The 22,588-nt window shown below is 73.1% G+C and carries 20 protein-coding genes; 15 read left to right on the plus strand and 5 right to left on the minus strand.

From position 1 onward, the window contains the following. A partial coding sequence (locus tag AXW62_RS16565; RefSeq protein ID WP_060945213.1) for a hypothetical protein occupies window positions 1-680 on the plus strand: 680 nt, incomplete at its 5' end. Window positions 681-947: 267 nt separating this feature from the next. Further along, the gene (gene mycP, locus AXW62_RS16570) at window positions 948-2,210 is read left to right on the plus strand and encodes a type VII secretion-associated serine protease mycosin (RefSeq protein ID WP_060945214.1); all 1,263 of its coding nucleotides are present in this window, start codon (window positions 948-950) and stop codon (window positions 2,208-2,210) included. Here the strand turns inward: mycP and AXW62_RS16575 are convergent. Continuing rightward, on the minus strand, window positions 2,188-2,448 hold the full coding sequence (locus AXW62_RS16575; protein ID WP_060945215.1) for a hypothetical protein: 261 nt from the start codon (window positions 2,446-2,448) through the stop codon (window positions 2,188-2,190). The two genes, mycP and AXW62_RS16575, sit on opposite strands and share 23 nt — an antisense overlap. A 281-nt stretch (window positions 2,449-2,729) precedes the next feature. On the opposite strand from AXW62_RS16575, the gene AXW62_RS16580 reads away from it, so the two are divergent. Together AXW62_RS16580 and AXW62_RS16585 are read left to right on the plus strand one after the other, a co-directional pair. After that, window positions 2,730-3,464 carry an SseB family protein gene (locus AXW62_RS16580; protein ID WP_060945216.1) on the plus strand — a complete coding sequence of 245 codons (735 nt, stop codon included), beginning with the start codon at window positions 2,730-2,732 and terminating at the stop codon, window positions 3,462-3,464. Between the two features lie 508 nt (window positions 3,465-3,972). After that, window positions 3,973-4,773: an MIP/aquaporin family protein gene (locus AXW62_RS16585; protein WP_060945217.1), complete on the plus strand. Its 801-nt coding sequence runs from the start codon at window positions 3,973-3,975 to the stop codon at window positions 4,771-4,773. A 241-nt stretch (window positions 4,774-5,014) separates the two neighbouring features. Here the strand turns inward: AXW62_RS16585 and AXW62_RS16590 are convergent, their stop codons facing one another. Next, window positions 5,015-5,380, minus strand: a complete 366-nt coding sequence (locus AXW62_RS16590) for a DUF1844 domain-containing protein (RefSeq protein WP_060945218.1) — start codon at window positions 5,378-5,380, stop codon at window positions 5,015-5,017. A 557-nt stretch (window positions 5,381-5,937) separates the two neighbouring features. On the opposite strand from AXW62_RS16590, the gene infC reads away from it, so the two are divergent. The 10 genes from infC (at window position 5,938) to AXW62_RS16640 (ending at window position 17,395) form a co-directional block, all read left to right on the plus strand. Then, the gene (gene infC / locus AXW62_RS16595; protein WP_078961815.1) at window positions 5,938-6,615 is read left to right on the plus strand and encodes a translation initiation factor IF-3; all 678 of its coding nucleotides are present in this window, start codon (window positions 5,938-5,940) and stop codon (window positions 6,613-6,615) included. Between the two features lie 147 nt (window positions 6,616-6,762). Then, window positions 6,763-6,957: a 50S ribosomal protein L35 gene (gene rpmI, locus AXW62_RS16600; protein WP_020867203.1), complete on the plus strand. Its 195-nt coding sequence runs from the start codon at window positions 6,763-6,765 to the stop codon at window positions 6,955-6,957. Between the two features lie 97 nt (window positions 6,958-7,054). Continuing rightward, window positions 7,055-7,438, plus strand: a complete 384-nt coding sequence (gene rplT / locus AXW62_RS16605) for a 50S ribosomal protein L20 (protein ID WP_009713826.1) — start codon at window positions 7,055-7,057, stop codon at window positions 7,436-7,438. Between the two features lie 240 nt (window positions 7,439-7,678). Then, window positions 7,679-8,524, plus strand: coding sequence for a TrmH family RNA methyltransferase (locus tag AXW62_RS16610; protein ID WP_030827047.1), 846 nt, complete (start codon window positions 7,679-7,681; stop codon window positions 8,522-8,524). A 42-nt stretch (window positions 8,525-8,566) separates the two neighbouring features. Then, a complete protein-coding gene (locus tag AXW62_RS16615) occupies window positions 8,567-9,763 on the plus strand; it encodes a sensor histidine kinase (RefSeq protein WP_060945219.1) in 1,197 nt (398 codons plus the stop codon). A gap of 217 nt (window positions 9,764-9,980) precedes the next feature. Then, window positions 9,981-11,102, plus strand: a complete 1,122-nt coding sequence (pheS, locus tag AXW62_RS16620) for a phenylalanine--tRNA ligase subunit alpha (RefSeq protein WP_030827043.1) — start codon at window positions 9,981-9,983, stop codon at window positions 11,100-11,102. Next, window positions 11,102-13,627 carry a phenylalanine--tRNA ligase subunit beta gene (pheT, locus tag AXW62_RS16625; RefSeq protein ID WP_060945220.1) on the plus strand — a complete coding sequence of 842 codons (2,526 nt, stop codon included), beginning with the start codon at window positions 11,102-11,104 and terminating at the stop codon, window positions 13,625-13,627. Before pheS ends, pheT begins: the two co-directional genes overlap by 1 nt. Before the next feature lie 592 nt (window positions 13,628-14,219). Then, window positions 14,220-15,368, plus strand: coding sequence for a PP2C family protein-serine/threonine phosphatase (locus AXW62_RS16630; RefSeq protein ID WP_252368628.1), 1,149 nt, complete (start codon window positions 14,220-14,222; stop codon window positions 15,366-15,368). Window positions 15,369-15,445: 77 nt separating this feature from the next. After that, window positions 15,446-16,783, plus strand: a complete 1,338-nt coding sequence (locus AXW62_RS16635) for an NsdA family TPR-like regulatory protein (protein ID WP_060945222.1) — start codon at window positions 15,446-15,448, stop codon at window positions 16,781-16,783. A gap of 81 nt (window positions 16,784-16,864) precedes the next feature. Further along, window positions 16,865-17,395: an NUDIX hydrolase gene (locus AXW62_RS16640; RefSeq protein ID WP_060945223.1), complete on the plus strand. Its 531-nt coding sequence runs from the start codon at window positions 16,865-16,867 to the stop codon at window positions 17,393-17,395. 84 nt (window positions 17,396-17,479) lie between these two features. Here AXW62_RS16640 and AXW62_RS16645 read toward each other — a convergent pair whose 3' ends face one another. Further along, window positions 17,480-17,737: a hypothetical protein gene (locus AXW62_RS16645; protein WP_030827029.1), complete on the minus strand. Its 258-nt coding sequence runs from the start codon at window positions 17,735-17,737 to the stop codon at window positions 17,480-17,482. 286 nt (window positions 17,738-18,023) lie between these two features. Here AXW62_RS16645 and AXW62_RS16650 point away from each other — a divergent pair, with 286 nt between their 5' ends. Beyond that, window positions 18,024-18,818 carry an MgtC/SapB family protein gene (locus AXW62_RS16650; RefSeq protein WP_060945224.1) on the plus strand — a complete coding sequence of 265 codons (795 nt, stop codon included), beginning with the start codon at window positions 18,024-18,026 and terminating at the stop codon, window positions 18,816-18,818. A 181-nt stretch (window positions 18,819-18,999) separates the two neighbouring features. Here the strand turns inward: AXW62_RS16650 and AXW62_RS16655 are convergent, their stop codons facing one another. Further along, window positions 19,000-19,857, minus strand: a complete 858-nt coding sequence (locus tag AXW62_RS16655) for a 3-hydroxybutyryl-CoA dehydrogenase (RefSeq protein ID WP_060945225.1) — start codon at window positions 19,855-19,857, stop codon at window positions 19,000-19,002. A gap of 152 nt (window positions 19,858-20,009) precedes the next feature. Further along, window positions 20,010-22,328 carry a WD40/YVTN/BNR-like repeat-containing protein gene (locus tag AXW62_RS16660; RefSeq protein WP_359896905.1) on the minus strand — a complete coding sequence of 773 codons (2,319 nt, stop codon included), beginning with the start codon at window positions 22,326-22,328 and terminating at the stop codon, window positions 20,010-20,012. Window positions 22,329-22,588 lie beyond the last annotated feature (260 nt).

The raw sequence follows: 22,588 nt of genomic DNA on the forward strand, positions 1-22,588 counted from the left end.
GCAGCTGGCTGGGCGACGACCCCGACGCCCCGCCGTCCACCGCCGACACCTACGCCCACGCCCGCGCCGCCTGGCACAGCGTCCCGGTGGACGGCCTCTTCCCGCGCACCCTGCGCGGCAAGGGCGAGGGCCCCGGCGGCGCCGACCGGGTCTGGACCCGGATAGCGGTCGCCCCGGACAGCAGTTGCGGCGGCGGCTTCGACCCACTGCTCACCAAGGCGCTGGCCCCGGTGGGCTGCGAGCGCCTGATGCGCGCCACGTACACCGACGCCACCAGCACCAGCGTCACCACCGTCGGGATACTGATCACCACCTCCGGCCCCACCGCGATGCGGGCGCTGCACCAGCGCTTCGTGACCGAGAAGCTCGACGAGCGCACCGATCTGATGCCCCGCCCGTACGCCGCCGAGGGCACCGCGGCGGCCGGCTTCGGCGACGACCAGCGCGCCAGCTGGCGGATCCGGATCCTCACCGACACCCCCGCCGTCGTCTACACCGTCAGCGGCTTCGCCGACGGCCGTAAGGTCACCGACCCGCAGTCGGCGGGCGAGGCCACCCAGCGGGGCGCCACCTCGGCGCCCGCCCAGTCGGGCCTCGGCAACGACGCCCGGGGCATCGCCGACGCGATCGAGGCCGGATTCCGCCGGGCCCTGTCCGCGGTCGGGGAGGTCGCGTCATGACCGGGGCGGCCGGAGTTGCCGGGTTCGCCGGAGTCGCTGGGTTCGTCGGGCTGTGGTGGTGTCTCGCTGTGGCTCTCGCCGACGTGATTGGGGCCGGGTTCCGTCGGGCTCTGTCTGCGGTCGGGGAGGTCGCGTCATGACCGGGGCAGCCGGAGTTGCCGGGTTCGCTGGGTTTGCGGGGTTGTTGTGGTGTCTCGCTGTGGCTCTCGCCGACGTGATTGGGGCCGGGTTCCGTCGGGCTCTGTCTGCGGTCGGGGAGGTCGCGTCATGACCGGGGCGGTCGGAGCTGCCGGGTTCGCCGGAGCCGCCGGGTTCGCCGGGCTGGGGCGGCGCCTCGCCGTGGCCCTCGCCGCCGCCGGGCTGACCCTGGTGCCCGCCGCGCCCGCGAACGCGGACGGCATACAGGCCCAGGAGTGGGCGCTGGACGCCCTCCACGTCCGCGAGGCATGGCAGACGACCAAGGGCTCCGGGATCACTGTCGCCGTCCTGGACACCGGCGTCGACGAGGGCCACCCCGACCTCGAGGGCCAGGTGCTGCCCGGCAAGGACCTGATCGGTTTCGGCGCCCGGCGCGGTGAGCGGGCCTGGGCCCGCCACGGCACCGCCATGGCCGGGATCATCGCCGGGCACGGCCACGGCGCCGCCGGCGGCGAGGGCGTGCTCGGTATCGCTCCCAAGGCGCGGATCCTGCCGGTGCGGGTGATCCTCGAAGACTCCGACCCCGCCCGCAAGAAGGCCCGTTCCGGCCGCGGTGGCGCGCTCGCCGCCGGTATCCGCTGGGCGGCCGACCACGGCGCCGACGTCATCAACCTCTCGCTCGGCGACGACAGCGCCTCCGCCCACCCCGAGGCCGCCGAGGACGCCGCCGTGCAGTACGCGCTGCGCAAGGGCGTGGTCGTCGTCGCCTCCGCGGGCAACGGGGGCGAGAAGGGGGACCGGGTCTCCTACCCGGCCGCCTACCCCGGTGTGATCGCCGTGACCGCCGTGGACCGCTACGGCTCCCGCGCGGCCTTCTCCACCCGCCGCTGGTACGCCACCGTCTGCGCGCCCGGGGTCGACGTGGTCATCGCCGACCCGGACAAGCGCTACTACGAGGGCTGGGGAACCAGCGCGGCCGCCGCCTTCGTCTCCGGCTCCGTCGCCCTCGTCCGCGCCGCCCACCCCGAGCTGAGCCCGCGCCAGATCCGGCAGCTCCTCACCGAGACCGCCCAGGACGTCCCGGAGGGCGGCCACAGCGATGAACTCGGCGCGGGCCTGGTGGACCCGGCGGCGGCGATCACCGCGGGGGGCAAGGTGGAGCCGGAGGCCCAGCGGCCCGCCGTGGCCGCCTCGCCACGACGCTTCTTCGGCAAGGGCCCGGACCACGCCCAGGGCGCGCACGAGGAGTCCGGCCCCAACCAACTGGCCCTGCTCGCCGGAGCCGCCGGGGCGGCCCTGGTCGTCGCCGCGGTCGCGCTGTGGCGCGGTTCGGGCCCGCTGCGGGTGCCACCGAGGGTGCGCACCCTGCTCACCGGGGGCCGCCCGCGCTGAGCCGACCCCGGACAACGGCACCCGCCGGCCGGGCCCCGGCCTCGCCGATGTCCGCCTTGACGAGGTCCGCCTCGACGATGTCCGTCGTGGCGTAGCTCGCGGTGGTGTACGAGCCGTCGCCGTGGACCCCGCTCGTCCCCGGCCGGGCGTCCAGGACGGCGACCGAGAAGTCCGCCCCGGAGCTGTTGGCCACGGGGGTGAGCGCACCGGCCGGCGCGTCGGCGAACACCGCGCTCACCCTTGGCTTCTGCCCCTCCGCTCTCTGTTCCTGCCCCTGTCCCGGCTCCTGCCTCCGCTCCCGCTCTTGCTCCTGCCTGGAGCTGTTGGCCATGAGAGGCAGCGCACCGGCGGCGCGTCGGCGAGCGCCGCGCTCACCCCTGGCTCCTGCTCCTGCCCCCGCCCCTGGCTCCTGCCCCGCCCCTGTCCCTGACCGGCCGCGTCGTCCGCTGCCCGCTCCGTGTCGCCGCCTTGGCCCCGCCCGCCGCGTCGGGGTCGCGCCGCTCTCGATACCCTCATGGCGTGGCGCTCAAGAACATTCCCGACCCAGGTTTCTCCGGCGACGACGGCTCCGCCGATCCCCGTCTGGCCGCGGCGCTCGCCGCCTGGGCCGATGACCGCTCCGCCGAACCGGAGGTGCTGGCCGCGCTCACCGGCGCCCGCCTCCTCGTCCCGGTGGTGGCGATCCTCGGCGAGGTCGAGGAGGGACCCGATGGGCTGCGCCGCGAGAAGACCAGCGACATGGCCGTGCCCACGCTGGAAGCCCCCGGGGGCCGGCGCGCGCTGCCCGCCTTCACCTCGCTCGAGACGCTGGCCCGCTGGCGCCCGGACGCCCGGCCCGTGGCCGTACCGCTGCGCCAGGCGCTGGAGGCCGCCGCGCATGAGAAGGCGGACACCCTGGTCCTGGACCTCGCTGGCCCGGTGCCGTACCAGCTGACCGGTCCCGCGCTGCTGGCCCTCGCCGAGGGGCGGACCAGCGCCGATCCACTCGCCGACCCCGCCGTCACCGAAGCCGTGCGCACCGTGCTGGCCGCCGCGCCGGAGGTGGTCCGGGCCCATCTGACCCCGGCGGCGGACGCCGACGGGATGCTCGCGCTCGCCCTGGCGCCCGAGGCACCGGCGCGGGAGACGGCGCACCGGGTGGCGGGCGCGCTGGCCGCCGATGAGGTGCTGCGGGCGCGGCTGGTGCGCGGGCTGACCCTGGCGTTGCTGCCACCGGACGCGAAGGTCCCCGGCGAACCGCTCTTCAGCCGCTGAGCGGCGGTGCCCGGCCGCCCCGGCCCGGCGCCGCCCTGCTCGGCTCGTCCCTTTCCGTTCGGCCCGGCGCCGTCCTGCTCGGTCTTGCCGCCGTGTTCCGGCTTGCCGCCCTGCTCGGCCCGGCGCTACCTGTTTGACCCGGCGCCGCCCTGTTCGGGCTTGCCGCCCTATTCGGCTCGGCGCCCCCTGCTCGGGCTCGTCCCTTCCCGTTCGGCCCGGCGCTGCCCTGCTCGGTCTTGCCGCCGTGTTCCGGCTTGCCGCCCTGTTCGGTCGTGCCGCTCTGTTCGGCCCGCCCCGCCCTGTTCGGCTTGGTGCCGCCCTGTTCGGGCTGGCCACCCTGTTCGGCCAGCCCCCGCCCTGTTCGGCCCGGCGCCCCCTGCTCGGCTCGTCCCTTTCCGTTCGGCCCGGCCCTCCTCGCGGATCCCGTTCGGACCAACAGGCGAATGGTCCCGATTCCCCCCACAATGCTTAGGCGACTGGCGGTCGGAATCTGCGTGAGGAGAGCGCCATGGAGACGAGAACGGTCGTAGCGGAGTTCATCGGGACCGCGATGCTGGTCCTCTTCGGAGTCGGTTCCCTGGTCCTGGCCGGCGACTACATCAACGCCCTCGGCATCTCGCTCGCCTTCGGCTTCACGCTGATCGCGATCGCCTACGCGTTCGGACGCGTCTCGGGCTGCCACATCAACCCGGCGGTGACCCTGGGTGTGCTGCTGGCCAAGCGCATCGACATCCGTACGGCCGTCGAGTACTGGATCGCGCAGTTCGTGGGCGCGATCGTTGGTGCGGCGGTGCTCTTCCTGGTCGCCAAGCAGGTGCCCCGGCTCCAGACGGCCGGTGCCTTCGGGAGCAACGGGTACGGCGTCCGCTCACCGGTGGGCCTGGGCGCGGGCGGGGCCTTCCTCGTCGAGGTGCTGCTCACCTTCCTGCTGGTGTTCGTCTTTCTCACGGTGACCCGCTCGGTGGTGCTGGTCGGTGTCGAACCGGTCCCGGTGGGTCTCGCCTATGCCGCGGCCAATCTGGTCGGCATCCCGCTGACCTGGGCCTCGGTCAATCCGGCGCGCAGCTTCGGCCCCGCGATCTTCGCGGGTGGTGACGCGCTGGGCCAGCTGTGGCTGTTCATCGTCGCGCCGCTGGTCGGCGGGGTGCTCGCCGCCGTGGTTCACCGGTTCACCCATCTCCGTCCGGAGGGGCAGGTCGAGCGGGAGCAGGCGCATCCGCCCCCGGAGGCCGGGCCGTGGGGACGGCTGCGCGGCGGCCACCGCCCCGAGGCGGGCGGCCCGGAGACCAAGGGCCCGGAGGCGGCCTGAGCCGCCCCGGGGCCCGGCCATGCCCCGAGGGGCGGCCGAGGACCGGGGGCCCGCCCAGGGCAGGAGGTTCACCCGAAACCCGAGCCGAAACCCGCGAAACCCGAAGCCCGAAGCCCGAAGCCCGAAGCGAAGAGCGAACGCCGAACCCCGAGGACCCGAGGACCGGGCCCGCCCTCGGGCCGGGGGCCGGCCGAGGACCGGGCCCCGCCCACAGCGGGGGGCCGGCCAAGGCCGGCCGAGGTCAGCCGAAGACCGGGCCGGTGAACTTCTCGCCGGGGCCCTGCCCCGGCTCGTCCGGCACCACCGACGCCTCGCGGAAGGCGAGCTGCAGGGACTTCAGGCCGTCCCGCAGCGGGGCGGCGTGGAAGGAGCTGATCTCCGTGGCGCTCGCCGTGACCAGCCCCGCCAGGGCGTTGATCAGCTTCCGTGCCTCGTCCAGGTCCTTGTGCTCGGGACCCTCCTCGGCCAGGCCCAGGTTGACCGCGGCGGCGCTCATCAGGTGCACCGCGACCGTGGTGATCACCTCGACCGCGGGTACGTCCGCGATGTCCCGGGTCATACGGTCGAAGTCGGGGGCCGGCGGCTGCCCGGCGTTGGCGTCGCTCATGGTGGTCGGGGCTCACTTCCTGATGGATGGTGCGCTCCAGCCTAGGCGGCGGCCCGGCGCTGTACGCACGGGGCGGGTGGGTTCCCGGGAACGCGGGGGCGGGCGAGGGTGACGACGGGGCGGGCGAGGGGACGACAGCGAGGGCCGCACGAATCGACGGCGAGGGCCGCGCGAATCGACGGCGAGGACCGCGCGACCGCGCGAATACCGGCGAAGGCCGCACGGACACAGAGGACGTCCCACCACGGACACAGAGAGACAGCCCCGCGGACACCACCGCACAGCCCCGCGGCACCACCGCACATCACCGCGCACATCACCGCGGATGAGCATCCCGCCCGGGTGCTGGTATCGTAGATAAACGACCGGCCGGTCACGTGCGTGTCCGGCCCACAAGTGGAGGCTCCGCACTCCCACCTTTCGACCCCACGGGCCGGTAGGTCATCGGTCAGGCTGCGCCCCGCGGTGATATCGCGGCGGTGCTCCCGGTCAGTGAGGAGCCCCGCCTGTGTACCGTCCGGGGCGTTTTGTGCGCCACGGCGCGGTGGTCTCAACCGATACAGACTTACGCGGCAGTCCGCCAGGCGGTCGCGTGGTGCAACCGAGGAGGATCCATCAGCGCCGAGCCCCGCATCAACGACCGGATTCGCGTCCCCGAGGTGCGACTCGTCGGTCCCAGTGGCGAGCAGGTCGGCATCGTGCCGCTTGCCAAGGCCCTGGAGCTTGCGCAGGAGTACGACCTCGACCTGGTCGAGGTGGCGGCGAACGCCCGTCCGCCGGTCTGCAAGCTCATGGACTACGGAAAGTTCAAGTACGAGTCGGCCATGAAGGCCCGTGAGGCGCGCAAGAACCAGGCGCACACGGTCATCAAGGAGATGAAGCTCCGGCCGAAGATCGACCCGCACGACTATGACACCAAAAAGGGTCACGTCGTCCGGTTCCTCAAGCAGGGCGACAAGGTCAAGATCACGATCATGTTCCGCGGCCGTGAGCAGTCCCGGCCCGAACTCGGCTACCGGCTGTTGCAGCGGCTCGCCGAGGACGTCCAGGAGCTGGGCTTCGTCGAGTCCAACCCCAAGCAGGACGGGCGAAACATGATCATGGTTCTCGGTCCGCACAAGAAGAAGACCGAGGCGATGGCCGAAGCCCGTGAGGCGCAGGCCGCCCGCAAGGCGGAGCGCCAGCAGGGCGGCAGCCCCGCTGAGGAGCCCGCCGAGGAGCCCGCCGAGGCGTGATTGAGAGGCGCGAGCCTCGATCGCCCGTCCGGGGCCGCACGGCCTTGGACACCAACCGAAACACATGACGCCTCCGGTCGCGCGGATCGCGGTCACCCCCGCGCCCGCGCCGCCCGGACAGCGCCCCGACGAGGAGAGAACGGCGACATGCCGAAGAACAAGACGCACAGCGGTGCCAGCAAGCGCTTCAAGCTCACCGGCTCCGGCAAGGTGGTGCGCCAGCGCGCCGGTCGCCGCCACCTTCTCGAGCACAAGCCGTCCACGTTGACGCGCCGCCTGGCCGGCAAGGTCGAGATGGCCCCGGCCGACGCCAAGAAGATCAAGAAGCTTCTCGGCAAGTGACGCCCCGCCCCGCTCCGGCGGGGCGAGCGTCAGACCGGGACCCATTCGTTTCCGGGCCGCGTGAGTCACCCGCGGCCCCGTACAAGGAGTTAACCAAGTGGCACGCGTCAAGCGGGCAGTCAACGCCCACAAGAAGCGCCGGGCGATCCTCGAGCAGGCCAGCGGCTACCGGGGCCAGCGCTCCCGCCTGTACCGCAAGGCCAAGGAGCAGGTCACCCACTCTCTGGTCTACAACTACAACGACCGCAAGAAGCGCAAGGGCGACTTCCGGCAGCTGTGGATCCAGCGCATCAACGCCGCTGCCCGCGCCAACGGCATGACGTACAACCGCTTCATCCAGGGCCTGAAGGCCGCCAACATCGAGGTGGACCGCAAGATCCTGGCCGACCTCGCGGTCAACGACGCCAACGCGTTCGCCGCGCTGGTCGAGGCGGCGCAGAAGGCGCTGCCGAGCGACGTCAACGCGCCGAAGGCCGCCTGACCGCCGCGTCGAGCCTCACGCCGTACCGGCGACGGACCCGCAGGTGATCGCTCACCTGCGGGTCCGCGCGTGTCGGTGCCCCTTTGGGTTTCGTCGCCGGGCGCGGGCCGGTGGCCCGGCCGTGCCCACCCGTCGCCGGGTGCGGGCCGGTGGCCGGGCCGTGCCCACCCGTTCCTCCCCGGCCCCCACCGGGTGGTGCCCCGGGCGGAACGACCGCCCACAACCTGGAGTCGAGTAGCCATGCCCTCCCCCGAGCTGACCCCCGACCTGACCTCCCTCAAATCGCCACGCGTCACCGCGGCCCGCCGGCTCGCCAAGCGCAGCTTCCGGGGGAAGGAGCGGCGGTTCATCGTCGAGGGGCCGCAGGCCGTACGGGAGGCCGTCGCGCACCTCGTCGAGGTGTACGCGACCCCGGAGGCGGCCGAGCGCCACGCCGATATCGCCGAGGCCGCCCGGAGCGCGGGAGTGCCCGTCCTGACCGCGTCCGACGCCGTGATCGCGGAGATGTCCGACACCGTCACCCCCCAGGGCATCGTCGGGCTGTGCCGCTTCCTGGACTCGCCGTTCGAGGAGATCCTGCGCGCCCGGCCGAGGCTCGTCGCCGTCCTCGCCAACGTCCGCGACCCCGGCAACGCCGGGACCGTGCTGCGGTGCGCCGACGCGGCCGGGGCGGACGCCGTGGTGCTGACGGACGCCTCCGTGGACCCCTACAACCCCAAGGCCGTGCGCGCCTCCGTCGGCTCCCTCTTCCACCTCCCGGTCGCCGTCGGGGTGCCCGTCGAGCGCGCGGTGAGCGGGCTGCGGGAGGCCGGGGCGCGGGTGCTGGCCGCGGACGGGGCGGGGGAGCGGGACCTGGACGCCGAACTGGACGACGGGCTGCTGGGCGCCCCCACCGCCTGGATCTTCGGCAATGAGGCGTGGGGGCTGCCGGAGGCTACCCGCGCACTCGCGGACGACGTGGTGCGCGTTCCGATTCACGGCAGGGCCGAGAGCCTCAACCTCGCCACGGCCGCCGCCGTGTGCCTCTATGCCTCCGCTCGTGCGCAGCGCGCTCCCGCAGGGTGCCGCTCCGTCACATCGACCTAGTAGGGTTGCCCCCTCCGGGAGGGACCGAGAGGGGGTGTGGGGATGGACGTCAGGACCTCCGGCGCCAGGGCGGCCGATGCCCATGCGCCCGGAGCGGAGCCGCCCGGCGGGGGCCACGGGCGTCGGCCATCCGGCGGGACGGGCCCCGGTGTGCCCGGCGGCGCGCCGGACGGGCTCGGGCTGCACCCCGACGACCTGCCCGACGGCCTGGTGGTGGCCGATGAGACCGGCCTGGTCACCTGCTTCAACGCGGCGGCGGCCCGGATCACCGCCACCGACCCCTCGGACGCGATCGGCCGCCGGCTCGAGGTGGCCCTGCCGTTAGAGGACCTGGACGGCCGGCGCTGGTGGGCGCTGACCGATCCTTACGGAGGGCTGGCCATCCGGGCCGGTCAGCCCGAGCGGAACCTGCTGCTGCCGGGCGGCCGCGAGGTCCTGGTCTCGGTCCGCTATGTGCGCGAGCGGCCGACCGGGCCGGTGCGCCGGGTGGTGGTCTGTCTGCGCGGCACCGAGGCCCGCCGCCGTACCGAGCGCAGCCATGCCGAGCTGATCGCGACCGTCGCCCATGAGCTGCGCTCGCCGCTGACCTCCGTGAAGGGGTTCACGGCCACGCTGCTGGCGAAATGGGAGCGCTTCACCGACGACCAGAAGCGGCTGATGCTGGAGACGGTCGACGCCGACGCCAACCGGGTCACCCGGCTGATCGCCGAGCTGCTGGACATCTCCCGGATCGACTCCGGCCGGCTGGAGGTGCGCCGCCAGCCGGTGGACCTCGCCGCCGCCGTCCGCCGCCATGTGCAGGCGCTCACCGCGGCCGGGCAGACCGCCGAGCGCTTCCTGATCAGGGTCAGGGGGCCGCTGCCCCGGCTGTGGGCCGATCCGGACAAGATCGATCAGGTGCTGGGCAATCTGCTGGAAAACGCGGTGCGCCACGGTGAGGGAACGGTCACTATTGATATCGCGCCCGCACCGGCCAAACCGGTCGCGGACAGCCCCCCTGTCGAAAGGACCGCCGTCACCGTGAGCGACGAGGGCCCCGGTATCCCGGAGGAGTCGATGAACCGCGTCTTCACCCGCTTCTGGCGGGGCAGCAAGCGCGGCGGCACCGGCCTGGGGCTCTACATCGTCAAGGGCATCGTCGAGGCGCACGGCGGGACGATCACCGTGGACCGGGCCCGCGGCGGCGGCGCGGAGTTCCGATTTACCCTGCCCGTGGGCACCCCGGCCTATCTGGCCTGACCCCCACGGGCTCCTCCCGACGGGGCGGACGCGTCGGCGCGGCGGATGCCGCGCGGCGTCCCCAGGAACAGCGCCCCCCTCGCGCCCCTTAGACTCGGGCTTTGGCACCTTGGCGTCCCCATTGGTGGTCGCAGCGGTCGCAGCGGTCGGGCCGGGGTCGCGCAGCCGGGGGCACCTCCCAGCGGTAGCTGGGGGACAATCGGAAGCACGGGAAGAGATGTCGGCACCCAATAAGTCGTACGACCCTGTCGAGGTCGAGGCACTGAAACCGGAAGAGATCGCCCGCAGGCGGGACGAGGCGCTCGCCGCCATCGCCGCCGCCGGGGATCTCGAGGCGCTGCGCGAGGTGAAGGTCGCCCACACCGGCGACCGCTCGCCGCTCGCGCTCGCCAACCGCGAGATCGGCGCCCTGCCGCCGCACGCCAAGGCGGACGCGGGCAAGCGCGTCGGCCAGGCCCGCGGCCAGGTGGGCCAGGCGCTGAAGGCCCGGCAGGAGGAGCTGGAGGCGGAGCGGGACGCCCGGGTGCTGGTCGAGGAGGCGGTGGACGTCACACTGCCCTACGACCGCGTCCCGGCCGGGGCCCGCCACCCCATCACCACGCTCTCCGAGCGCATCGAGGACGTCTTCGTCGCGATGGGCTACGAGGTCGCCGAGGGCCCCGAGGTGGAGGCCGAGTGGTTCAACTTCGACGCGCTCAACTTCCCGCCCGACCACCCGGCCCGCGAGATGCAGGACACCTTCTTCGTGCGGGGCGCGAAGGACGACGAGCCGTCCGGCGTGGTGCTGCGCACCCACACCTCGCCGGTGCAGATCCGGTCGATGATCGACCGCGAGCCGCCCATCTACGTGATCTGCCCGGGCCGCACCTTCCGCACCGATGAGCTGGACGCCACCCACACCCCCGTCTTCCACCAGGTCGAGCTGCTCGCCATCGACGAGGGCCTGACCATGGCCGACCTCAAGGGGACGCTCGACCACATGGTGCGGGCGCTGTTCGGCGAGGGGATGTCCACCCGGCTGCGGCCGAACTTCTTCCCGTTCACCGAGCCGTCCGCCGAGATGGACATGTTGTGCTACGTGTGCCGCGGCGAGTCCGTCGGCAACCCGGACCGGCCCTGCCGCACCTGCTCCAGCGAGGGCTGGATCGAGCTGGGCGGCTGCGGGATGGTCAACCCGCGGGTGCTCGTCGCCTGCGGTGTCGACCCGGAGAAGTACAGCGGGTTCGCCTTCGGCTTCGGCATCGAGCGGATGCTGATGTTCCGGCACAACGTGGAAGACATGCGAGACATGGTCGAGGGTGATGTGCGCTTCACCCGGCCCTTCGGGATGGAGATCTGATGCGGGTCCCGCTTTCTTGGCTGCGGGAGTACGTCGACCTGCCCGCCGGTGAGACCGGCCGTGACGTACAGGCCAAACTCGTCGCCGCCGGGCTCGAGGTGGAGACGGTCGAGCAGCTCGGCGCCGGCCTCAAGGGGCCCCTGGTCGTCGGACAGGTGCTGGCCATCGAGGAGCTGGAGGGGTTCAAGAAGCCCATCCGCTACTGCCAGGTCGACGTCGGCCGGGCCAACGGCACCGGCGAGCCGCAGAACATCGTCTGCGGCGCCCGGAACTTCCGGGTCGGCGACAAGGTCGTGGTCGTGCTGCCCGGCGCCGAGCTGCCCGGCGGCTTCGCGATCTCCGCGCGCAAGACCTACGGCAAGGTCTCCGAGGGCATGATCTGCTCCGCCAGCGAGCTGGGCATGTCCGACGACCACGACGGCATCATCGTGCTGCCGCCGGAGCACGAGGCCGGCAGCGACGCCATCGAGCTGCTGGAGCTGGTCGACGAGGTCCTCGACATCGCCGTCACCCCGGACCGGGGCTACTGCCTGTCGATGCGCGGGATCGCCCGCGAGACCGCGATCGCCTACGAGCTGCCGCTGCGCGACCCGGCCCTCCTCGACGTGCCCGCGCCCAACAGCCACGGCTACCCGGTGAAGGTCGCCGACCCGATCGGCTGCGACCGCTTCACCGCCCGCACCGTCACCGGGCTCGACCCCGAGGCGCACTCCCCGATCTGGCTCCAGCGCCGGCTCCAGAAGGCCGGGATGCGCCCGGTCTCGCTCGCGGTCGACATCACCAACTACGTGATGCTCGAACTCGGCCAGCCGCTGCACGCCTACGACCGCTCCCGGGTCAACGGGGCGATCGGGGTGCGCCGCGCCGAGCCGGGCGAGAAGCTCACCACCCTCGACGGCACCCAGCGGGTCCTGGACGGCGAGGACCTCGTCATCACCGACGAGAGCGGCCCCATCGGCCTCGCCGGCGTCATGGGCGGTGCCAACACCGAGATCGCGGACGCCACCGCCGACCCCGGTACCGGCCAGATGGTGGGGACCACCGAGGTCGTCATCGAGGCGGCCCACTTCGCCCCGGTCTCGGTCGCCCGCACCGCCCGCCGCCACAAGCTGTCCTCCGAGGCATCCCGGCGGTTCGAGCGCGGTGTCGACCCCCAGGCCGCCTCCGCGGCGGCGCAGCGCACCGTCGATCTGCTGGTGCTGCTCGCGGGCGGCACCGCCGAGGTGGGCGTCACCGAGATCATCGCGCCCAGCGCACCGCACACCATCACCCTGCCCGCCGACCACCCGGACAAGGTCGCGGGGGTGCACTACGGCCGGGAGACCGTGGTCCGCCGGCTGCAGCAGATCGGCTGCGACGTCTACGGGGCCGACGACCTCACCGTCACCGTCCCCAGCTGGCGGCCCGACCTCACCGACCCCAACGACCTGGCCGAGGAGGTCATCCGGCTCGAGGGGTACGAGAACCTCCCCTCGACACTGCCGCTGCCCCCCGCCGGGCGCGGGCTGACCGAGCGTCAGCGGCTGCACCGCCGGGTCGGCCGCGCGCTGGCCGGAGCCGGATACGTCGAGGCGCTGAACTACCCGTTCATCGGCGAGGAGGTCCTCGACCAGTTCGGGCTGGCCGCCGACGATCCGCGGCGCGATGTGGTGCGGCTGGTCAACCCGCTGTCGGACGCCGAGCCCGCGCTCCGCACCACCCTGCTGCCCGGACTGCTCGGCGCGCTGCGCCGCAACCACGGCCGTGGCGAGCACGACCTCGCGCTCTTCGAGACGGGGCTGGTCTTCCGCGCCACCGGTGACGAGCCGCCCGCGGCCGTCCTGCCCGTCGACCGCCGTCCCACCGACGAGCAGATCGCCGCGCTCGACGCCGCGCTGCCGCACCAGCCGCGCCGCGCCGCCGCCGTCCTCGCGGGCGACCGCGAACAGGCCGGCTGGTGGGGCCAGGGCACCCCGGTGAGCTGGGCCGACGCCGTCGAGGCGGGCCGGATCGTGGCCCGCGAGGCGGGCGTGGAGCTGATCGTCCGCCAGGACCAGCAGGACCCCTGGCACCCGGGCCGCTGCGCCGCGCTCCTCGCCGTCGTCGACGGCGAGGAGATCCTCGTCGGCAACGCCGGTGAGCTCCACCCGCGGGTCACCAAGGCCCTGGGCCTGCCCGAGCGCACCTGCGCGATGGAGATCGAGCTCGACCGCCTGGAGCGGGCCGGTACCGGCCGCGTGGAGGCCCCCCACGTGTCCACCTTCCCGGTGGCCACCCAGGACATCGCGCTGGTCGTCGGCGCGTCGGTGCCCGCGGCCGAGGTCGAGACGGCGCTGCGGGAGGGCGCGGGCGAGCTGCTGGAGTCGCTCCGGCTGTTCGACGTCTTCACCGGTGAACAGCTCGGCGAGGGCAAGAAGTCGCTGGCCTACGCGCTGCGCTTCCGCGCCCCGGACCGCACGCTGACCGCCGAGGAGATCGCCGCCTCCCGCGACGCCGCGGTGGCGGTGGCCGCCGACCGCACGGGCGCCACGCTGCGCGGAGCCTGACGGCGCCCGGCTCGCGCCGGTCCGCCGTAACCCGGCCGATGGGGCCGCACCCGCGACGCGGGGGTGCGGCCCCATCGCCGTCCCCCGGCGACCCCCGCGGCTCCCGACGCGCGCCCGCCCGCCCCTCCCGGCGGACGGCCGACAGGCGTGGAGGCGTTCGGGGCTGCCCGGGGAAGGCGGTCGTGTCCGGCTGGCGGCCGGTGGTGATGGGGTGTGGCACCGGCGCGGGGCGGCCCCTCACCGTTTCGCGGGGTCTCCGGGCGGGCAGCACGGTCGCGGGGTGGGCCGCGACCTCGGCCGTCCGGCCACCCGGTGAACGGCGGGCAGCCGATACCGTGTCCGCGGCCCGGCGGGATGTTCGGAGACCGCCCCCGCACGCGGTCACCCGATCAGGTGAGATCCGGAAGCGGCTGGTCCTTTTGGCAGAAGCTGTCGCAAGAATCGTCCCGGTCGTACGGCCCACGCGAGACCGACCGTCCAGGGGTCGGCCGACCGCCTCATTGGCCGGCGTTGGGGGCGACACATGATCGGGACATCGGCAGTCGGCGGTGCGTTCGTTCGGGGAGCGCGGAGCCTGCGGGCGGTCACCCGCGTGATCCCCTGTCTGTGGGTGCTCGGCGTCGTCTGCTGGGAGCTGCTGACCCCGCACCACACCGAACTCGTCCCGCTCCTCGCCGCGTCACCCGCCATCGCCTGCGCCAGCAGCGGCCGCCGCCGGTGCATCCTGCTGCTCGGCGGCGCGAGCCTGCTGTGCGCCCTCGCCCCGCCGACCGCCCTGGAACCCGACGGTGACGTGGAGGAGCCGGACGCGGCCCTGGTGACCTGCTGCGCCATCCTCGCGGTGGTCGTCGCCAGCTATCTCGTCAACGGCCGCAGGCTGCGGCTGGTCCGCGAACTGGAACAGCTCCGGGCGGTGGCCACCGCGGCGCAGGACGTGGTGCTGCGGCCGCTCCCGGCCCGGCTGGAGGGCATCGAGTTGGCGGGCGGCCATCTGTCGGCCAGCCGGGGCGCCGCCCTCGGCGGGGATCTGTACGAGGCGCTGGCCACCCCGTACGGCCTCCGCGTGATCATCGGTGATGTGCGCGGCCACGGCCTGTCCGCGATCGGCACCGTCGCCGCCGTCCTCGGCAGCTTCCGCGAGGCCGCCCACGAGGAGCCCCGGCTCACCGGTGTGCTGCGCCGGCTCGACCGCGCCCTGGAGCGCCATCTGCGGTACCGCGCGAGCGGCGAGGGCCCGCCGGACGGCCCCCTGGACGAGGAGTTCGTGACCGTCCTGCTGCTGGAGGTGGGTCCGGACGGCGAGGTCACCGCGGTCAACTGCGGCCACCCCTGGCCGTACCGCCTCCACGAACAGCCGGTGGGCCCGGCCACGGCCCGGCAGACCGAGGCCGGTGAGGTGCTGCCCCCGCTCGGTCTCTTCCCGCTCCCCGCCGAGCTGTCCGCCGCCCGCTGGAGCGCCCTGGAGGCCGGTGACACGCTGGTGCTGCACACCGACGGCGCCGAGGACGCACGCGATGCCCGCGGCACGTTCTTCCCCCTGCGCCGCGCCCTGTCCGAGGCCGCGGGGCCCGGACCGCTCGTCCCGGCGGCGGTCGTCGCGGGGGTGCGCTCGGCGCTGCTGGGCCACACCGGCGGACGGCTCGCCGACGACGCCGCGTTCGTCGTGCTGCGCTACGACCGCTGCCCGCTGCCCGCCCCCACGGTCCTCACCCTCCCGGCCGCCGACGCCGGCCGCGGATAGCCCGCTTCCCGGCGTTCACACCCCGTGCGAACCGCCCTCCACTACGCTGGCGCCACCGAGCGCTTCGGGAGGGCGAGATGGAGCCCAACACACTGCTCGACTCCGTGCTCGACGAGGCCGGAGTCTCCCATGCGGGACTGGCCGCGCATGTCAACGAGGCGGGCCGGGCCCGGGGTATGAAGCTGCGGTACGAACACACCGCGGTGGCCCGGTGGCTGAAGGGCCAGCGGCCCCGCGGCCAGGTGCCGGACCTCATCTGCGAGGTGCTGGGGGAGCGGCTGCACCGCGCCCTGACCCTGGACGACATCGGCCTCGGCACCCCCGGCAGCCCCCGTGGCCCCGCCACCTCGCTCTCCGGTTTCGTCGAGCGGGCCACCGCGCTGTGGCGCTCCGACGAACAGCAGCGCCCGCATGTCGTGGAGGCCCCGGCGGTCACCGGCACCCCGGCCGTCATCCCGGTGTGGGAGTGGGAGAACCCGCCCGAGGACTCCGATGTCTCCCGGCGAGGTCTGACCCGGGTCAGCATGACCGACATCGAGACGCTGCGCGCCGCCCGCGCCCACTACGAGCAGATGTACCGCAAGGCCGGCGGCGTCGCGACCCGGACCCGGGTGGTGGGGTTCCTCAACTCCGAGGCCGCGCCGCTGCTGCGCGGCGCTTACGCCGACGACACCGGCCGCCAGCTCCACCGGGCGACCGGCGGCCTGGTGGCCATCGCCGGGATCTGCGCCTACGACTCCAACGCGCACGGTCTGGCCCAGCGCTACTTCCACCAGGCGCTGCGGCTGGCCAAGGCCAGCGGCGACCGGGGCCTGGGCGCCTATGTGATAGCGCTGCTGGTCAACCAGTGCCTGTTCATGAAGGAGTACCGGCAGGCGGTCGCCTTCGCCGAATCGGCGCTGCGCGCCACGGGTTCCCGGATCACCCCCGCGCTCGCCGCCGACCTCTACGCGATGCAGGCCAAGGCGTACGCCCGGCTCGGCGACGGCGCCGGGGCGCTGTCCTGCATCCGGCGTGCCGAGACCGCCGCCGACCGGATCAGACCCGGTCAGGAGCCCGACGAGACCGGCTATGTCCAGCCGGGTCTGGTGAACGTCCAGGTGGCCGAGGCGCTGCTGAGCCTCGGCGACCTCGGCGGCGCCCGGGAGCACGCCACCGCCGCGGTCGGCACCCCCGCGCACGACCGGGGGCGGGTGCACCGGCTCGCCATGCTCACCCACATCGAGCTGCGCCAGGGCGACGCGGACCGGGCGGGCGCCACGGCGGTGGAGATGACCGAGCGGGCGCGCGGCATGGAGTCCCAGCGGTTACGCGACCGGCTGCGGGCGGTACGGGAACACCTCGCGGCCAGCGGAAGCGCCGCGACGGCCGAAGCCGCCGAACTCATCGACGGGGCACTGCGCGTTCCGCTGTGACCGCGGTTCCGCTCGCGGGTCCGCACTCTCGTCAGCGGGTGGCCCAGGATTGGCCTCCCGTCCGACGAAAGGTGGCTGACAGTGCGCTGGAAGAACCTCAAGGAGCGGACCGTGTACGAGAACCGATGGTTCCGGGTCAACCTCGCCGACGTCCGACTTCCCGACGGGCGCCATCTGGACCACTATCTGATCCGGCTCCGCCCGGTGGCCGTGGCCACCGCGGTGAACGCGGCCAACGAGGTGCTGCTGCTGTGGCGCCACCGGTTCATCACCGATGCCTGGGGCTGGGAGCTGGCCGCGGGCGTCGTCGAGGACGGTGAGGACATCGCCGACGCCGCGGCCCGGGAGATGGAGGAGGAGACCGGCTGGCGTCCCGGCCCGCTGCACCATCTGCTCTCCGTCGAGCCGTCCAACGGGCTCACCGACGCACGGCACCACATCTACTGGGCCGAGGAGGCGACGTACGTCGGGCACCCGGAGGACGACTTCGAGTCGGACCGCCGTGCATGGGTGCCGCTCAAGACGGTGCCCGACCTGGTCGCACGCGGTGAGGTGCCCGCGGCCAACATGGCGGCGGCGCTGCTGCTGCTCCACCACATCAGGCTCGGATAGGCCGGGCCGGCATCGGTCCGGGCGGGTCCGGGGCGAGCGCGCGGGCCGGGTGCCGCGGGGCAGGTGGGACTTTCGCCCGGCGTCCTACCGTCCCGCCGCCTGCCATACCGCGAGGGCCAGGGCGGACACCCCGGTCAGGGCGGCGATGGAGGGCAGCGGCCAGCGCCCGTGCTCCAGTATCCGGATCCGCCCGGTCAGTTGGTCCACGTCCTCCTCGGCCTGTTCGCCACGGTGGTCGAGCAGGGCGAGCCGGCCGTCGACGCGGGCGAAGCCCACTTCGACGGTCCGGCGCATTTCCGCGAGCTCCACGGCTAAGGCGGCGTGCTCGGGCTCGGTGGTCACGGGTTGATCCCCTTCCGGATGTAACGTCCTCGCAGTGGTGACGCTTCGAGTCAAGCGCATGGCCAGGTGGTGCGGGAGCGTGTGTGGGGATGGTGTGTGAGTCACCGGCGCACACCCCGTGCGAAAAGCGGTACTCAGCGGGTACTCACGGGGGACGGCGGCCGATGGGAGGACTGCGAGGGCGGGGCGGACCGGATGGAGAAAGGATCCGTCCACCCGCCGGACGGACCGGACAGGCCGGATGGACCGGACAGGCCGAACAGACCAGGCGGACCAGGCAGAAGGGATGGATGTGCGACTGATCGCCGCTCCGATGTGGGAATTCGGCGTCGACCAGGGAGTGCGGCAGTTCGCCGAACTCGGCGTCGCGCTGGTGCTGTCCACCCTGATCGGGCTCGAGCGGGCGGTGCAGCAGAAGAGCGCCGGACTGCGCACCCACACCCTGGTGGGTGTGGGCAGCGCGCTGTTCATGCAGGTGTCCCAGTACGGCTTCAGCGATGTGCTGCTGCGCGAACACGTCACCCTCGATCCCTCGCGGGTGGCGGCGCAGATCGTCTCCGGAATCGGCTTCATCGGCGGTGGCCTGATCTTCGTCCGGCGGGACGCCGTCCGCGGACTGACCACCGCGGCGACCGTCTGGCTGACCTGTGCGGTGGGCATGGCCTGCGGCGGTGGGCTGCCCCTGCTGGCCACCGCCGCCACCGCGGCGCACTTCCTGGTGGTCCGCGGCTATCCGCTGCTCACCCGTCGGCTGCCGGCCCTCTGGTCGTCCGAACGGGTGGAGTTGCAGCTCTCCTACCGGGTGGGTGCCGGACTGCTGCCCCGGGTGCTGGAGTTGTGCACGGCCGCCGGGTACAAGGTGCTGCGGGTCCGGGTGGACCGGGCGCCGTGGAAGGGCCGGGACCGCACCACCCGGATCGTCCGGGCCGAGGAGGAGGCCCGGCCCGCCGATACCGGCGTCGCCGAGGTGGTGCTCGCCCTCGAGGGCGCCGGGGATGTCCTCCGTCTGGTCGGGGAGATCTCCGAACTGGACGGCGTCCTCGGCGCCGACGCGGGCCACGACCTCGACGCCTCTGACTGACGAGCCGGACTGACGAGCCGGACTGACGAGCCGGGACCGGCGGGGCCAGGGCGCCGGACGAAAGCCGGTGAAAGCTCCCTCGCCCGGTCCGGGGGCCGGGTGAGGGAGCGGCCAGGGCGTGAGGTCCGCACGCCCGGAGGTGAGGGGCGGCGGCGCCGGCCGGGAGCGAGCGCGGCCTGGCTCAGTACGTGTAGAAGCCCGAGCCCGTCTTGCGGCCCATCCGGCCCGCGTCCACCATTCGCTGCAGCAGCGGGGGAGCGGCGTACAGCGGCTCCTTGTACTCGCCGTACATCGAGTCGGCGATCGCCGCGACCGTGTCCAGGCCGATCAGATCGGCCAGCTTCAGCGGGCCCATCGGATGGGCACAGCCCAGCTCCATGCCGTTGTCGATGTCCTCACGGCTGGCGATCCCGGACTCGAACATCCGGATGGCGGAGAGCAGATACGGGATGAGCAGCGCGTTGACCACGAACCCCGCGCGGTCCTGGGCGCGGATGGCGTGTTTGCCGAGGATGTCCTGGACCAGCGCCTCGGAGCGCTTGATGGTCTCGTCGCCGGTGGTGAGCGCCGGGATCAGCTCCACCAGCGCCTGCACCGGCGCCGGGTTGAAGAAGTGGATGCCGATGACCTGATCGGGACGGGAGGTGGCGACGGCCAGCTTGACCAGCGGAATGGAGGAGGTGTTGGAGGCCAGGATCGCGTCCGGGCGGGTCACCACCTGGTCGAGGACCTGGAAGATCTCCGTCTTGACCTGCTCGTTCTCGACGACCGCCTCGATCACCAGATCACGGTCGGCGAACTCCCCCAGATCGGTGGTGAAGCTCAGCCGGTCCAGCGTCGCGTCGCGCTGCTCCTCGGTGATCTTGCCGCGTTCCGCGGCCTTGCCGAGGGAGTTGGTCAGCCGGGTGCGCCCTATCTCCAGGGCCTCGCCCGTGGTCTCCGCGACCATGACGTCCAGGCCGGAGCGGGCGCACACCTCCGCGATGCCCGCGCCCATCTGGCCACAGCCCACCACTCCGACGCGTTCGATGTCGGTCACATCGTGCCTTTCGCTGGTCTAGCCGTTCCGTTGTGTCGTCCCCCTGTCGCCCCAGACGTTACCCTCCGGTTATCGGCAGGGGGCGGGCCGGGGCCGGATTCCCGGCCGTGGCCCGCCCCCTCCCCCTCTCACACGGGGCGCTCACATCGTGGTCACGAGATGTCGCCCCGCAGGATGCCGCGGCCGTTGGTGGATACGTAGACGCGTCCGTAGACCCGCGGATCACCGGTGATCGCGGCACCCGTCCAGCCCCACTGGTGGGCGTCGTCATTGATCCGGGTCCAGCTCGCCCCGGCGTCGGTGGAGCGGAAGACGCCGCGCACCCCGCCGATCTTCGCGCTGGTGTAGAGCGCCTGGTACGAGGCGCCCGGCGCCGCCTTGCCGAAGCCGATCGTGTCCGCCTGCTGGACGCCGCTCAGCTTGGTGAAGGTCGCGCCGGAGTCCGTGGAGTGCCACAGCCCGTAGGCACCGCTCGCACTGCCGCCCGCGAGCCAGATGTCGCCCTCGGCCCCCGGCAGCGCCTTGAAGCGCACCGGGCCGTCGGCCGGCAGCCCGGAGGACGCCCTGGCGGTGAAGGTGGCGCCGCCGTCGGTGGAGACGTAGAAGGTGCCCGCTTTGAAGCCGTAGAACTTCCTCGGGTTCTTGCGGTCGGACTCCACGACCGCTCCGGCCGGGATACCGCTCGACGCCGACCAGGAGGTGCCGAAACCGGTGGTGTGGTAGACGGCCGAGGTGCCCTCCGGGGCCCAGACGAAGCCGCTGCCGTCGGCCGCCGCGGCCACCGTGCCGCCGCCGGTGACCCCGGACGGCTCGCTGCCCTGCCACCAGTTGGCGCCGTTGTCGGTCGAGAAGGCGATGCGCGGGGCGGAGTCGTTGTTGCCCACCCGCACCACGGTGTTCGGGTTGGTCTCGGCGTAGTCCAGGCTGGTGGTCGTGGTGAACGTCGGCGAGGCGTACATCTTCGCCGGCACCGCGTCCGGATCGGTGTGGCGGAAGCCCCCGATGTCACCGAGCGCGCTGAGCAGCGGGGCTCCGGCGGGCGGACTCACCAGGTCGTTGACCGCCGTCTCCTCCAGGCCCTTGACCATGGGCGTGATGGTGATTTTGCCGCCCGTGTCCCAGTTCGAGAGGTTCTCCGTGCCGTAGACCGTCGCCCCCGTGCCGTACATCATCCGGTTGGAGTCGAACGGGTCGATCTCCAGCGCCTCGGTCATCCAGCCCAGCTTCGGGGTGACCTCGGGCGGCGAGGGGTTGGTGCCGAAGGTCAGCCAGGGCACGGAGGAGATGTCCTGGGTGTAGCGGAAGGACCGGTCGGGATAGCTGGTGAAGTCCCAGGCCCGGGTCCAGGTGGCACCGGAGTCGGTGGAGCGGAAGATCTGGGTGTCCGGCCACCAGGAGCTGTACCCGGTCACCATCAGCGTGCCGGGCCGTGCGCGATCCACCGTGAGCCCGCTGTAGCCGAAGTAGGTGTCGGCGTCGGCCATGGGGCTGATGTTCTTCCACTCCCCGGTCGCCGTGGTGTACCGCCACACCTGGCCCTTCTCCCCGTCGTACGGGCCGCCCTTGTCGCTGGTGGTGAGGTACAGACAGCCGTTCTTCGAGTCGAGGACGCCCTTGTGGGAGAGGTAGCCGGTGGGCTGGCCGGCCACCCGTGACCAGGTGGCGCCCGCGTCCGTCGAGCGGTAGACGGTGTTGTCCTGGTCGGCCACGCCCACGTAGATGGTCTTCGTGGCGCCGCCGGAGGTGCCGGTGCGCTCGTCGAAGGTCACCCACACCACGCCCTGGTTGTCGCTCAGATAGCCGCTGGTGTCGCTCGGGTCCTGGACGTAGCTGCCGGGGTTGGGGAAGGCCGTCACCTTCGACCAGGTGACACCGGAGTCGGTGGAGCGCCACAGGCCGTTCCCGCTCGGCGCGCCGAGGTAGAGCACGCTGTTCTTGTTGGGGTCCACCGCCAGCCGTTCCCCCATGCCGCGGCCGGGCATGTTGCCGCCGAGCTTGAAGGGGAGGGTGGTGGACCGCCAGCTGGCGCCGCGGTCGGACGAGCGCAGGACCGCGCCGTTGCCCGGGTCCCAGCTGTTGGTGTACGTACCGGCCGCCACGTACACCTTGTCCGGATCCACCGGATCGCTGGCCAGGCTGACCACCCCGGTCCAGCCCCAGTGGTCCCAGTCCAGTGAGTCCAGCAGCGGCACCCAGCGCTTGCCGGGCTGGTCCCAGCGGTACGCCCCGCCGATGTCGGTGCGGGCGTAGGCGAGGTTCTTCTCCTTGCGGTTGAAGACGATGCCGGGGACGAAGCCGCCGCCGTCCACGCGGACGTTCTTCCACGTGTAGGCGTCGGCCTGGGCCGCGCCCCGGGCGGGGGCCTGCTCGGGGCGGGCCGCCGCGGGGGAGGCGGCCGCGGTGAGCAGTCCGCCGACGAGTGCCAGCGCGGCCATGAGCGCGCCGACCGGTCTTCTGCCTTTGCTGCGCACGGGAACTTCCTCTCCGGACGTGGGGGTAGCGGGGCGTGCGGGCCGCGCGGGCGAGGCTCTTGGGAGCGCTCCCATGCGTGCGTCATCCGATGCTAGCGGCCGGACGGCCGGGCGAGAAGGGTGAAGTCAAGCGTCCTCGAGGGGTGTTGGAGGGCGGGCACCCGGATGCGCGCGGTGCATTGCCCGCCGCCCCGAAGCGCCCCATCATCAGCGCAAGTTGTCCTCGTGTCAGATCCGCCGCGACGTCATGTCCGGCGCCC

This window comes from Streptomyces hygroscopicus subsp. hygroscopicus (genome assembly GCF_001553455.1).
GTDB lineage: Bacteria > Actinomycetota > Actinomycetes > Streptomycetales > Streptomycetaceae > Streptomyces > Streptomyces hygroscopicus.